This window comes from Aeromonas sp. 25-248 (genome assembly GCF_053005425.1).
In genome coordinates this window covers 139968-152469 of the sequence record NZ_JBRKTB010000006.1, presented here as the reverse complement: position 1 = coordinate 152469, position 12502 = coordinate 139968, and the positions used below count along the sequence as shown (strand labels likewise).

General features: G+C 59.9%; 14 protein-coding genes. 8 read left to right on the top strand and 6 right to left on the bottom strand.

All coding sequences use genetic code 11. The features are described 5' to 3' along the window. The first annotated feature begins 1 nt into the window (after position 1). The 3 genes from thiS (at position 2) to thiH (ending at position 2323) form a co-directional block, all read left to right on the top strand. Positions 2-202: a sulfur carrier protein ThiS gene (thiS, locus tag ACVDHI_RS11215; RefSeq protein WP_010672666.1), complete on the top strand. Its 201-nt coding sequence runs from the start codon at positions 2-4 to the stop codon at positions 200-202. Between the two features lie 85 nt (positions 203-287). Next, positions 288-1055, top strand: a complete 768-nt coding sequence (locus ACVDHI_RS11210) for a thiazole synthase (RefSeq protein WP_042081355.1) — start codon at positions 288-290, stop codon at positions 1053-1055. Further along, complete coding sequence (gene thiH / locus ACVDHI_RS11205; RefSeq protein WP_447212091.1) at positions 1052-2323, top strand: 2-iminoacetate synthase ThiH; 1272 nt, start codon at positions 1052-1054, stop codon at positions 2321-2323. The genes ACVDHI_RS11210 and thiH overlap by 4 nt, the downstream gene beginning before the upstream one ends. Before the next feature lie 584 nt (positions 2324-2907). Here the strand turns inward: thiH and ACVDHI_RS11200 are convergent. Then, positions 2908-4641, bottom strand: a complete 1734-nt coding sequence (locus tag ACVDHI_RS11200; protein ID WP_266136265.1) for an ATP-dependent nuclease — start codon at positions 4639-4641, stop codon at positions 2908-2910. A 399-nt stretch (positions 4642-5040) separates the two neighbouring features. Further along, entirely contained in the window at positions 5041-5676 is a 636-nt protein-coding gene (locus tag ACVDHI_RS11195) for a Vat family streptogramin A O-acetyltransferase (protein ID WP_447212090.1), read from the bottom strand. A gap of 222 nt (positions 5677-5898) precedes the next feature. Between ACVDHI_RS11195 and ACVDHI_RS11190 the strand changes: the two genes are divergently transcribed. After that, entirely contained in the window at positions 5899-6483 is a 585-nt protein-coding gene (locus tag ACVDHI_RS11190; protein WP_010672673.1) for a hypothetical protein, read from the top strand. A 420-nt stretch (positions 6484-6903) separates the two neighbouring features. After that, on the top strand, positions 6904-7794 hold the full coding sequence (locus ACVDHI_RS11185; protein WP_447212089.1) for a diguanylate cyclase: 891 nt from the start codon (positions 6904-6906) through the stop codon (positions 7792-7794). 63 nt (positions 7795-7857) lie between these two features. Here ACVDHI_RS11185 and ACVDHI_RS11180 read toward each other — a convergent pair whose 3' ends face one another. After that, positions 7858-8496 (bottom strand): exopolysaccharide biosynthesis protein, encoded by a 639-nt coding sequence (locus ACVDHI_RS11180; RefSeq protein ID WP_010672675.1) that lies wholly within the window; start codon positions 8494-8496, stop codon positions 7858-7860. A 244-nt stretch (positions 8497-8740) separates the two neighbouring features. On the opposite strand from ACVDHI_RS11180, the gene ACVDHI_RS11175 reads away from it, so the two are divergent. Together ACVDHI_RS11175 and ACVDHI_RS11170 are read left to right on the top strand one after the other, a co-directional pair. Continuing rightward, positions 8741-9337 carry an outer membrane beta-barrel protein gene (locus tag ACVDHI_RS11175; protein WP_447212112.1) on the top strand — a complete coding sequence of 199 codons (597 nt, stop codon included), beginning with the start codon at positions 8741-8743 and terminating at the stop codon, positions 9335-9337. A 45-nt stretch (positions 9338-9382) separates the two neighbouring features. Next, positions 9383-9913 (top strand): GNAT family N-acetyltransferase, encoded by a 531-nt coding sequence (locus ACVDHI_RS11170; protein WP_368211947.1) that lies wholly within the window; start codon positions 9383-9385, stop codon positions 9911-9913. On the opposite strand, the gene ACVDHI_RS11165 is transcribed toward ACVDHI_RS11170, so the two are convergent. Further along, complete coding sequence (locus tag ACVDHI_RS11165) at positions 9894-10199, bottom strand: monooxygenase (RefSeq protein WP_039040460.1); 306 nt, start codon at positions 10197-10199, stop codon at positions 9894-9896. The two genes, ACVDHI_RS11170 and ACVDHI_RS11165, sit on opposite strands and share 20 nt — an antisense overlap. Positions 10200-10320: 121 nt before the next feature. Here ACVDHI_RS11165 and ACVDHI_RS11160 point away from each other — a divergent pair, with 121 nt between their 5' ends. After that, positions 10321-10677 carry a winged helix-turn-helix transcriptional regulator gene (locus ACVDHI_RS11160; RefSeq protein WP_223953061.1) on the top strand — a complete coding sequence of 119 codons (357 nt, stop codon included), beginning with the start codon at positions 10321-10323 and terminating at the stop codon, positions 10675-10677. On the opposite strand, the gene ACVDHI_RS11155 is transcribed toward ACVDHI_RS11160, so the two are convergent. Beyond that, positions 10649-11686, bottom strand: a complete 1038-nt coding sequence (locus ACVDHI_RS11155) for an acyltransferase (RefSeq protein WP_324049259.1) — start codon at positions 11684-11686, stop codon at positions 10649-10651. The genes ACVDHI_RS11160 and ACVDHI_RS11155 overlap by 29 nt on opposite strands. A 176-nt stretch (positions 11687-11862) precedes the next feature. Then, on the bottom strand, positions 11863-12483 hold the full coding sequence (locus tag ACVDHI_RS11150; protein WP_069652288.1) for a PepSY-associated TM helix domain-containing protein: 621 nt from the start codon (positions 12481-12483) through the stop codon (positions 11863-11865). Positions 12484-12502 lie beyond the last annotated feature (19 nt).

The following is a 12502-nucleotide window of genomic DNA, read 5'->3' as shown; positions in this document are numbered from 1 at the left end:
CATGAAGATCCGATTGAACGATATCGAGCTGACGCTGCCCACCGGCCAGCGCCTGACTGAGCTGCTGGCTGTGCAGGAGATTTCCCCTCAGGGGGTAGCGGTGGCCCTCAACGGCGCCGTGCTGCCCCGTGGCCGCTGGGCCGAGACCCGTCTCAATGACGGGGATGAACTTCACCTCTTCACCGCCATTGCGGGAGGCTGACCCATGATGCTCGCAGTCCCATCTTCGAGCGCCCTGCCTTGCGGCGGGGCCTCATCTCTTCTTATCGCAGTGGCCGGAGGCTGACATGCTCAAAATTGCCGATCACACCTTCTCTTCGCGCCTCTTCACCGGCACCGGCAAGTTTGCCCGCCCGGAACTGATGGCCGCCGCCATCGAGGCGAGTGGCTCCCAGCTGGTCACCATGGCCATCAAGCGGCTCGAACCGGGCAAGGCCCACGACGATATCCTGAGCCCCTTGCTGCAACTCGGGGTCAAGCTGCTGCCCAACACCTCCGGCGCCAAGACCGCCGCCGAGGCGGTGTTTGCCGCCCACCTCGCCCGCGAGGCGCTGGGGACGAACTGGCTGAAGCTCGAGATCCACCCCGACCCTCGTTACCTCCTGCCCGATCCCATCGAGACGCTGAAAGCCGCCGAGCAGCTGGTGAAAGAGGGCTTTGTGGTGCTGCCCTACTGCGGTGCCGACCCCGTGCTCTGCAAACGGCTCGAAGAGGTGGGCTGCGCCGCCGTGATGCCGCTGGGCGCCCCCATCGGCTCCAATCAGGGGCTGGTGACCCGGGAGTTTCTCTCCATCATCGTCGAGCAGGCCAATGTGCCTGTGGTGGTGGATGCGGGCATAGGTGCGCCGAGCCATGCGGCCGCCGCCTTTGAGCTGGGGGCCGATGCCGTGCTGGTCAACACCGCCATTGCGGTGAGCGGCGACCCGGTTGCCATGGGCCGCGCCTTTGCGCTGGCCTGCACCGCCGGGCGCAGCGCCTATGAAGCAGGTCTCGGCGCCCGCGCCCTGCAGGCCCAGGCCTCCAGCCCGCTCACCGATTTTCTGGGGGCGTTATGAGTCAGCATGACAATGACCCCACCCCGACCCTCCCCTTGCCAGGGGAGGGAGTGTCGACTCCGCCCTCTTGTGAAGTAGGAGATCGGGGGAGCGGATTAACACCTCCCCCTTGTGAAGGGGGAGGCCGGGAGGGGGTTGAGAGAAAGTTGGAGAGTTTTCTCGATAGATGGCTCGAGCTGGAGTGGGACGATATCGGCATGCAGATCCGCGCCAAGACCGCCGCCGATGTAGAGCGGGCGCTGACTACCTCCCGCCGTACCCTTGCGGACTTTATGGCGCTGATCTCCCCGGCCGCCGAGGCGTATCTGCCGCAGATGGCGGCCGAGGCCGAGCGGCTCACTCGCCAGCGTTTTGGCAACACCATCGGCTTCTATGTGCCCCTCTATCTGTCGAACCTGTGCGCCAACGACTGCACCTACTGCGGCTTCTCCATGAGCAACCGCCTCAAGCGCAAGACCTTGAATAGCGAGGAGATTGAGCGCGAGTGTCTGGCCATCAAGGCGCGCGGCTTTGACAGCGTGCTGCTGGTGACCGGCGAGCACGAGCACAAGGTGGGGCTCGCCTATTTTCGGCAGGTGTTGCCCATCATTCGCCGCCACTTCAGCACGGTGGGGATGGAGGTGCAGCCCCTCTCTCAGGACGAATACGCCGAGCTGAAAACCCTCGGCCTCGATTCGGTCATGGTCTATCAGGAGACCTACCACGCTCCCACCTACGCCCGCCACCACCTGCGCGGCAACAAGCAGGACATCGCATGGCGCCTCGCCACGCCGGACCGACTGGGTCGCGCCGGTATCGACAAGATCGGGTTGGGGGCGCTCATCGGTCTCTCTGCGGATTGGCGTGCCGACAGCTACTTTGTCGCCGAGCACCTCGCCTGGCTTGAGCGCCACCACTGGCAGAGCCGCTATTCGCTCTCCTTCCCGCGCCTGCGCCCCTGCACCGGCGGGCTGGAGCCTGCCGTGGTCATGTCGGATCGCCAGCTGGCCCAGCTTATCTGCGCCTGGCGCCTCTTCTCGCCCACGCTGGATTTGTCCCTCTCCACCCGCGAGTCGGCTACGTTTCGCAACGGCGCGGTGCGTCTTGGCATCACCCAGATGTCCGCCGAGTCGCGCACCCAGCCGGGGGGCTATGCCGAGGGGGATGCCGAGGAGCTGGAGCAGTTCGCCATCCACGACGATCGCCCAGTGGGGGAAGTGGCCGCCGCCGTGCGGCAGGCCGGGTTGCAGCCGGTGTTCAAGGACTGGGAACCGTTTTTGGGCCGATAGGGGCGGCCACGCCCCCCTTTACCGGGTGGCGCCCGGCATAACGATTGGGCGCCGTTCGGCCACACACCTTGCTGGTGGCGACGCTTTGGCTCCCTCCCCTGCGAAGGGGAGGGCTGGGGAGGGGTCTTGATGCGATGTTTCATTGCCATCGTAGGGTCGATTAGCCGTCAGGCGTAATCGTCCGAGGGGATAGTTGATGGCACGGCTTCGCCGAGCAGGACGCGAGGCCGTTGGCCTCGAAGGGGTTTCGCCCGCCCTTCGGGCTTGGGCGAGTGACTTTTCTTTGCGTGGCCAAAGAAAAGTCACCAAAAGAAAGGCCACCCCCGCTTATTCGCCCGACTTACGTCGGGTTCCTTCGGCTCACCCGCTTGTCCGACGGCACGCGCCGACGGGGCATCCCTGCCCCGGCGCCGCTCGCTCGACATCCTGTCTCGCGGCCTGGACAAGCGGGCTCGCCTCAGCGAATAAGAGGGGGAACCAAAACCGTGCCCGCCATAACCTCAGGGAGTGGTCGTAGGGTGCCAGAAGCGGAGCGCATTGCACCACCAACAAACAGACTATGATGGAATCTGAATCCTCTATTTCTAGTAGTTGATAATCTCACGTAGGTATTTCATGAAAGGCACTTTGTCAAAGTCAGCATGCTCTCTATTTGGTTGAAGGATATTTTTCCAGTAGAGATTTGCGTTTAGTGGCTTGCCCTGTGCTTGTTCTTTATATCTTAATACTTCCGGAATCTTTTCATCTTGGTGAGCCGGTTCAAATGTCGTGTGATGAACTCTCATTAGACCACTGATTCCATAATGTTTATCAACAACAAACTGTTCGCTTATTGTTTTTTGTATGTGAGTTGAGAAGTAAGGGTTCTGCTCTTTATCATGGCCGGTGATTGCTCTGCCATCGGTATCACACACAATATGATATTTTATTTTAAATCTAGAGAATATTTTTTGGTAAAATGGGATGTTATTAACTGTGCCACAGTTTAAGATAAATAAATCTTTTCCTGAATCATATTCCTGAAGGAATGCTCGAGCAATAATTTCCTCTGTGGGTCCCTCAATTAACAAAACTTCATCAGCATAGAAAGATTCGCAAATATAAGGGTTAAATCGAAGAATTTCATTCATCTCTTGTTTTAATTCTTCATTTGTACTAATCCCCTTTGCTTCTTTTAAAAATGAGTCATTTATCTGATGAGTAAGGGTTCCGGTGTTGGACTTTGTAAGCCTAATAATGGATGATTTTGGTTGTGATATATCAATCATCGATGGTGAGTGTGATGCGCACAAGACTTGATATGGGAGGTCATCAATACTTACCTTATATATCAAATCTCGCAATTCTTTTATGATTTTAGGGTAAAGGAACAGCTCCGGCTCTTCAAATAAAACCATGTAATCCTTTCTACCTGGCTGGCGTTCAAATTTCTCTGCAACATCTTTCATTAGTAGAAGAGTAAAAATTGCAGTCCGGATCGTTCCATGCCCTACTGTGTCAGAAGATGAGGGAATAGATATATCTGGTTTGCCTTCTTGGTCAGTCTTGAAAAAATCAATGCTAAAATCTTTGCCTAGTTTATTTTCACTCCATACTAAGCGATCCTTTGATTCTTTGAAGATTAGTGTAGTGTCTGAGAATATCTGAGAGAAATATGAATTAACAGAATCTTGATAGCTTTTAATTACTTCTGGGTTATACATTTTGTCTTGTAGTTCTTGAATCTTTGCTTTGGCCTCGTGCAATGCAATAAGGTCATCAGATTTCAAGGTATTTTCCGCCATGCTTTTTAGAATGACGTTTAATATTTCCTTAGCCTCATCTTCTGTCGGCATTGCTTTTATAAAAATGGGCTTCGGCATACAAGACTGGAATACAGTATGCAATCCGATACTGGCATACCCCACATCCTCATATTTTTTATCTATATAGTTATACGTCTGATTTTTTTCTTTTATTGCACCTTTGCCATCAGATAACCATGTTTTCTTGATTTTTATCTTATCCTCGAAGAGATATTTCTTATACGATTCCTTTTGTTTTGCTGCTGTGGTTTCTATACGGTCCTTATCAAGTTGTTGTAAAGAGACTTCGATTTCGAATTCAATGTTGTTTTTTATTTCACATTTATAGAAATCATTTTTAGATGGTTTTTCGTTTTGATAGAAAAACTGATATGCCTTTAAGAAAGTAGACTTTCCAACATTATTCTGACCATATATAAATAAGGTGTTGGTATTTTCAAACGTTATTTTGTTACTTTCCAAACCACCTGATATCCCTCTGAAATTATTTACAGAAAAGAAATTTATTTTCATTCTTTATCTCCATAATATTGGCGATTTTAATAAGTGCCTATTAATAGTGAATTGCTGAATGACATGTGTCATGGAATTTATATATTGATAACACTTAATAAATACACATTTTTGAATGTGCTTTCTAGACGTTTTGTTTAGCATTTTAAATGTTTGGAAAGATGATGCTTTAATATATATTTTGAGTTGCATCAAAGTTTTGGGAACTATTTAAAATGCTAAAGAAGAATGTATCTTTTAAAAATTAACATTATTCACACAATAGACGTTAATTTTTGTTAGTGTACCTTTGACTAGGTTTTATCTGAAGCTGAGGTTGCTGATAATGTGAGCTGCATCAGCTTTGATATACAGGCAGAGTCTTTGGGTTTTCTTCCTCAGTATTACCACGGTTGAATTCTATAAACTCCCCTTCTCCAACTCGTCCATTTCCCCGCCACCGATCAACTGCAAATTCCGGCTGATCCGCTCCACCGGCCAGTCCCACCAGGCGAGGGCGTTGAGACGGGCGATGGTGTCGTCGTCAAAGCGATAGCGGATCACCTTGGCGGGGTTGCCGCCGACCACGGCGTAGGCGGGTACATCGCCGGTGACCACGGAGCGGGCGGCGATAATGGCGCCATTGCCGACTTTGACTCCCGGCATAAGCAGGGCGTCATAGCCTATCCAGACATCGTTGCCGATGACGGTATCCCCCTTGTAGGGGAGGCTGCCAGGGGCCGGGGCGGCGCTCTCCCAGCCGTTGCCGAAGATAAAGAAGGGGTAGGTGGAGAAGCCGGAGGTCTGGTGGTTGGCGCCGTTCATGATGAACTTGACCCCGCGGGCGATGGCGCAGAACTTGCCGATGATGAGCTTGTCGCCGATGAAGGGGAAGTGGTAGAGGACGTTGCGCTCGAAGCCCGCCGCATCCTCCGGATCGTCGTAATAGGTGTAGTCACCCACCTCGATATTGGGTCCCTTGATGGTGTTCTTGATAAAGCACACCTGGGGGAAGCCGTTCATGGGGTGGGGGTTGGCGGGATCGGGTCCGTGCATGGGGGCTCCTCTGGGGTCCGGGCTCTGGCTACCCTAACGGAATCGGGTGGAGCCTTGCCACCCTTTTGTGCCCTCCGCTTCGCCAGTCTCTGTCGCCCCCTGCCCATGTGCGCATCGACCCGGGGCGGGTTTGTCTCTAGCATGGAGGGGCGGCGGAGTCTGGCTCCGTCAAAATGGATGATGGACGAAGTGCGCCTTGCACACTTCTGGCGGAGAGAAAAGATGAAGCTGCGTTCCTTGTTGATGGTGGGTGCCCTGCTGCTGGGCGGGTGTGCGGTCAATCCCTATGGGGGGACGCCTGCGCCGGTCGGCGAGCCGGACAAGCCGGTGACCAAACCAGAGAAACCCGTGGCCGAGCCTGACAAGGCCGAGCCGGTGCCTGCCCCCAAACCCGTGGCACCGACGGGGCTGGCGGTCGCCCTGGCCGATGATTTCCTGAAGGCCGCCGATGTGCAGGCGCTGGCGGGCAGCAGCCCGGTACTGCTGCTGATGGCGCCCCAGAACGGTACAGGTGAACCCTTCAGCACCCAGCCCCTGGCGGTGGCCATGATCCAGCGCATTCAGGCCAATAGCGGCTTTCGTTTCGCAGATCCGGGCCAGGTGGCGGCCATCACGGGTCAGCTCGAATACCAGCAGGGAGGCATGAACCCCGCCTCCCTGGTGCGCCTGGGTCGCCAGACCGGGGCGGGTTACATGCTCTACGGGGATCTCCTCTCTGAAGGGGGCCGCTACCGGCTCGCCATGAGCCTGATGGATCTCAAGAGCGGCGAACTGCTCTGGAATGCCAGCCGATCCGCTGCCCGCTGATGCCGGCTCGTCATGAGCCTGATGGATCTCAAGAGCGGCGAACTGCTCTGGAATGCCAGTCGATCCGCTGCCCGCTGCCCGCTGCCCGCTGATGCCGGTTCGCCGGATCCCACTTGACCGGGATCCGGCCCTGCCCCCCTTGTCCGGGGGCGGGAATACCCCTATGGCGCCCCTGACGTCACAGGGGTTGGCATGTCGCACTGCCTGAAGGCAAAAAAACCTTCCTGACTGTCTGACAGCTCTGGTTCTGACAGCATCCCCGATTGCTACCATTCACTTTGCCGGAGGCTTGTCCGGTGAGCACGTCACCGACCGCATCCTTCCCGCCCGGCAGGCAGCTTTCTGCCCCTGTGCGATACTCCATGAGTCTTGTATAACAGGAGTACAGGGACCCACTCCCACGGATAGCAAGGAGCTCGGATGGCGCTCTCAGTGGCACAACTCTACGAAGTGATGGCCCAGTTGCCGGATCCCGTTTTCATCCTCAGCGAAGATGGCTACTACATCGAGTACATCGGCGGGATGGAGCAGCAGTCCTACCAGAACGGCAATCCGCTGATCGGCAGACAACTGCTGGACGTGCTGCCCGAGGACAAGGCGCAGTGGGTGATGGCGCAGGTGGCTCAGGCCCTCGCCAGCGGCCAGGTGCAGGTGGTGGAGTATGACCTCTCCCCCGACGAGGTGGACGGCATCGACGCCGACGCCGGGCCCCAGGGAATGCAGCGTTTCGAGGGCAAGATAGCGCCCTTGCCCTCTTTATATGAGGGGAAGCGGGCGGTGGCCTGGATGACCCGCAGCATCACCCGCCAGCACGAGCTGCAACAGCGGCTCAAGCGGCTCGGGGAGACGGATCAGCTCACCGGCCTCTACAACCGCCACTTCTTCTTCGACCAGTATCACCACAGGGTGCAGGGGCAGCATCTCACCGGCCTCATCATGCTGGATCTCGATCACTTCAAGCAGATCAACGATCGCTTCGGCCACCAGACCGGTGACAAGGTCCTGTGCCGGGTCTGCGAGTGCGTCTCCGCCCAGTTGCGAGGGGAGGATCTCTTCGTGCGCAGCGGTGGCGAGGAGTTTCTGATCCTGCTGCCGCAGATAGACGAGGGGATATTGCTGAAGGTGGCGGAGCGGATCCGCGCCGCAGTGGCGGCCATGGCGCCGGATCCCGCCCCGGTGACCGTGAGCCTGGGCACCACCCTGATCCGGCCGGGAGAGGATCTTGGCACCGTGCTGGCCCGGGCGGACGAGTGGCTCTATCGGGCCAAGCGGGGCGGGCGCAACCGGGTTGCCCACGATGGGGCACCCTGAGGGGCGCAGTGAACAGGCAAGAGGGCGACCCGGGGTCGCCCTCTTTCATTTGGCCGGGCCAGATCAGCCGAACAGGGTCGAGATATTCTGCCCCGCCATCAGCAGGCCGATGGCCAGGGCGCTGAACCAGACCAGGGTGGCGGCGACCAGGGCATAGCCGAGGGCGACGAAGAGCCCGTCCCGCTGCAACATGCCGATGGCCAGCAGCAGGATGGCCCAGGCGGGCATGGCGTTGGTGAAGGGAATGGCGCCGAGCGGCAGCATCAGCAGCAGGGCGGCCAGCATGATGAGCAGGCCGTTGCAGCGGTTGATGGTCACGCTGCCGGTCAGGATGAGCAGGCGCGGGCGGATGAAGCGGTCGATGCGGGCCAGCAGATCCGCCCCCTTGTGCAGGGTCGGCTTGAGGTGCTCGGCGGCGAAGCGGCGCTCCATCAGGAAGGCGGGTAGCCAGGGCACCCGGTTGAGGGTAATGCCGATGCCGATGAAGAGGATCAGCAGGCCAAAGGGGGTGCTGACGCCGGGAATGGAAACCGGCAGCAGGAAGGGAACCGTGAGCAGCACGCAAAACAGCAGCATGCCCTGCTCGCCCACCAGGGCCAGCATCTGGCGCAGGCTGATGTGGCTCTCCTCGATGGCGTGGGCGGTGGCCCTCAGGGTATCGGAGAGCGTGCTTTGGGGGTCGTTGAGTTGCGCGGCAACCATTCCTGAGATCCTCGTCTGTTGATGCCACTGCTGTGGCGCCGCCAGCTTACGGGGACGAGGTTAATCCCAGATGAATAATGTGAGCCGGCGCAAGTTTTGATGGCAAGGATGCGCCGGGAGCGGGGGCGGGTCGCCAAAATGGGGCGATACAGCCCCCGTCCAGGGTCGGATGGAACAGGCTCTGATATGCTTTTTGACGCAATCCATGTGAACCGGGGAGAAGAGCGTGACGAGAGCGACGATGATGGTGCTGGGACTGTGGTTACCGCTGACGGGCTGGGCAGCCGAGCCCCCGGCGACGGGCTGGCAGCTGACTCCCTTTGCGGGATACAGCTCGGCCATCGACTTTCGGGCCATGGACGAGCCGGCCCCCACGCCGCACGGGAGCGACATCGACACCCTGCAAGGGGAGCGCTCCGGCAGCTGGGGGCTCTTCATCAGCAGGGAGGTGGATGACCCCGGCATGGTGGAGCTGCTCTACAGCCACCAGTCGACCCGGGTGTCCCCCGAACTGCCCGACAGGCTGACGGTGGACACCCTGCAGTTTGCCGGGGCCCTGACTCTCTCGGACAACCTGATGGCCCCCTATATCGGCGCCGGGATCGGGGTCACCCGCTTCGATGCCTACGACAGCGAGACGGCCCCTTCCATGTCCCTGGCCCTCGGGGTGCAGCCGCGCCTGACCGAACATCTGGCCGTGCGGGCCGAGGTGCGCGGCTACGGCTCCCTGGTCAATGACGACAGTGCGTTTCTCTGCAATCCCGAGGTCTGCGCCTTTCGGGTGCGAGGGGAGCTCATCACCCAGTGGCAGGCCAATATCGGCTTGACCCTGAGGTTCTGAGCCTCATGATTGGGCTACTTTGACCAGACAAGGCGATACAACTCCGTGCCATCCCTGCCCCGTGAACTGCCCGTACTGCTGACCCCAAGGGGGCGACTGCGCCCCTTCGATGGGCGGGATGCTGCCGATCTCTTCGCCATCTACGGGGATCCCCTGGTGATGCGCTTCGTCGGGGAGCCGCCGTTTCCCTCCCTTGCCACCGTGTCGCAGATGCTGGCTAGCGTCGAGCGGTTGCTGGCTGGCGGCGAGTCGCTGGAGTGGGGGCTGGTGTTACGCGGCAGCGGCCGCCTGGTGGGCACCTGCGGCTTGCACAGCTTTGCGGCCGGCGCCAGCCTGCGCCAGGCGGAGGTGGGCTGCATGCTGGCCCGCAGCCACTGGGGACAAGGTCTGATGGGGGAGGCGCTGAGCGCCCTGATCGTCTATGCCCGCCAGCTTGGCATCGTCACCCTGCTTGCGGATATCGAACCGGACAATCTGCCCAGCCAGCGGCTATTTGAGCGGCTGGGCTTCATCTGGCAGCAGGATACCTGCTACCGGTTACTGCTGGGCGAGGAGATCACACCAGACCGCGCGTGACGCGGCTGAGGGGCTCGTTGACGTCGAACACCTTGTACTGCACCGCGCTGGCGCCCATGGCGAGCACCCGCTGCTCATGCATGGTGGCGTAGGCGAGGGCGCTCCCCTCATCCTCGAACAGATAGATGCCGCCCGCCTCGCCGGTGCGGGGGTTCTCGGTCCAGATCTTGGAGATGAAGCCCGGCTCCCGGGTGATGGAGTCGGCCAACGGCATGGCCGCAGCAGTGAGGGCCGGTCCCATCATCTCGGCGGGGAAGTTGAAATGGATCTGCAGCAGGCTGGGCATCATAAACCTCTCGTGGGTGTTGATTGACGGAATCCGCATCATAGGAAGCCGGTATCTTGGCTGCAAGAAGGCACATTTTCGTGGCATAGTTACCGCAAAGTAACCACTCACGAGCCATACCGTGCCCTCACTGCCCTGTCCCGCCTATCAGGTATTGCGCCTGCTGACCGGCAAATGGAAGCCGGCCATTCTGTTTCATCTGCGCGAACAGACCCGGCGCTTTGGCGACCTGCGCCGCTGCCTGCCCGAGGTGAGCCAGAAGGTGCTAACCGCCCAGCTCAAGGAGCTGGAGAGCGACGGTGTCATCATCCGCACCCTCTACCCCGACGTACCGCCCAGGGTGGAGTACAGCCTGAGCCCGCTTGGCGTCGCCCTGATCCCCCTGCTCCAGCAGATGCACGATTTTGCGCTGAACCACGTTGATCTGCTGGCTGGTCAGGGTCCTGTTTCTAGCGAGCCCGCAGCAACCAGCGGCTGAGGGCGGTGGCCGCCAGCAGTCGGTAGCCGAGCAGAGTGAGCGCCAGCAGCGCGGGTACCTTGAGGAGTTCCCACCACACCTGTTTGCCCTGGGGGCCGAAGATCATCAGCCACACCACCAGCATCATGTGCAGACAGTAGAGGCCGAGCACCTTGGGGGCCTGGCGCTCCAGCCAGCTGCCTTTGCCCCATGCGGGGTTGGCCAGCAGCAGGCCGAACAGCCCCAGCGCCCAGGGGAGCGAACCCAGCAGGAAATCATGACGAGCGAGGGGGACGGCGGCAACGCGCAGCAGACCTGCGGCCTCCAGGGCATAAAGCCCCATCCCCGCCATCATCATCAGGGCGCAGCGCCTGGCGTCCGGCTGCCAGGCACGCAGGCGCAGCTCGGCGCCAAGCGCCACGAACAGCAAGGAGAAGAAGGGGCCGTTGCGGGTCAGCAGGGCCCACTCGCCCCCCGGCAGCAGCGGGCCATAGGAGCCACCGATCAGGGCCAGGCTGTAGAGCAGGGCCCCCAGCAGCAGGGCCAGCCTCGGCAGGCGGGCCTGCTGGCAGAGCCCCAGGATCAGCACCGCCACCATCAGGGCGGGCAGGAACCAGAGGTGGATCATGCCGCCCACCCACCAGACGTTGAGATGATCCCCGAGCTGCATCTGCCACTGGCCCGCCATGGCGGGCAGGTAGCCCTCGCTCACCGCCGCGAGCGGGTTGAAGGGTATCAGCACGTAGAGCAGGCTCCACGCCAGCCAGAGCCCCAGCAGGGGTCGGCAGTAGCGCAGTGCGACCGTCAGCGGGTGGCCCGCGGCGAGGGCGGGTTGCAAGAAGTAACCGGCGCACAGGAAGAACAGCGGCACCGCGAAGCGGCAGAGCTGGTTGATGACGGCCCCGACCAGAGGGTAGGGCGTGCCGTCCCACAGGGCGGGGTCGAAGGGGTTGCTGAAGGGGGAGAGATGGATGGTCATCACGGCCAGGATGGCCACCACTCGCCCGCATTCGATGCTGGAGATGCGCATGATTCCTCGCGGCGTTCGGGAGCTGGGCGCACCCTATCAGCCGCAGGTGCTCCCTATCCAGCCGCCTGGTCGCCAACTGTGACCCCCATCGGCGGCCGGTTACCCTTTGTTACCCGAGGTGCGGGCAAGGTTACCGCCGCCGGGAGCGGGATCCCGTTTTGGTGTCGGTAAAAGGGCTAGAGCAGGGCCACCAGCACGGTGACCAGGGCGCCCAGCAGCAGCAGGGTGATGCCGCGACCGGCGGGGCCGTGCAGCTTGTTCCACATCAGCAGGCTGGTGAGGGCCAGCAGCAGCATGGCCAGGGCCGCCAGATCTCCCACCAGTTGCCAGGGCAGGCCGGTGCCCATGCCACGGTGCAGCCGGTTGAGGCTGGCAGCGAAGTTGGCCTGCTGCAGCTCGGTGCGCACCAGCAGAGTGCCTTCCACATAGCTGGCGGCCACGCTCTGGCTGAGGGTGACACCGCGCAGCTCCCAGCGGGCCGGCAGGGTGAGGGCGCCGGATGGTGTGGGCAGGGTCTGGGGCGGGGTGATCTGGGGTCGCCCCTCCTCGAACATGTCTGCATAACGCTGTTGCAGCAGGGCTTTCAATTCATCCGGGCTGGCCAGCGGCGTGCTCAGTACTATCTCTTCGCTCGATTTGGCGGTGTGGGGACCGGGCAGGGGCAGCACGGCCCTGTGTTGCAGCCAGAGGCCGGTGAGGCCGTAGAGCAGCATCAGGGTGAGGGTGGCAAAGCCGGCCCAGGCGTGGATGCGGCGCACCCACTTGTTGTTGTGCAGGGGGAGTTTTCTGCGTGTCATCGTTCGGTGCTTCATAACA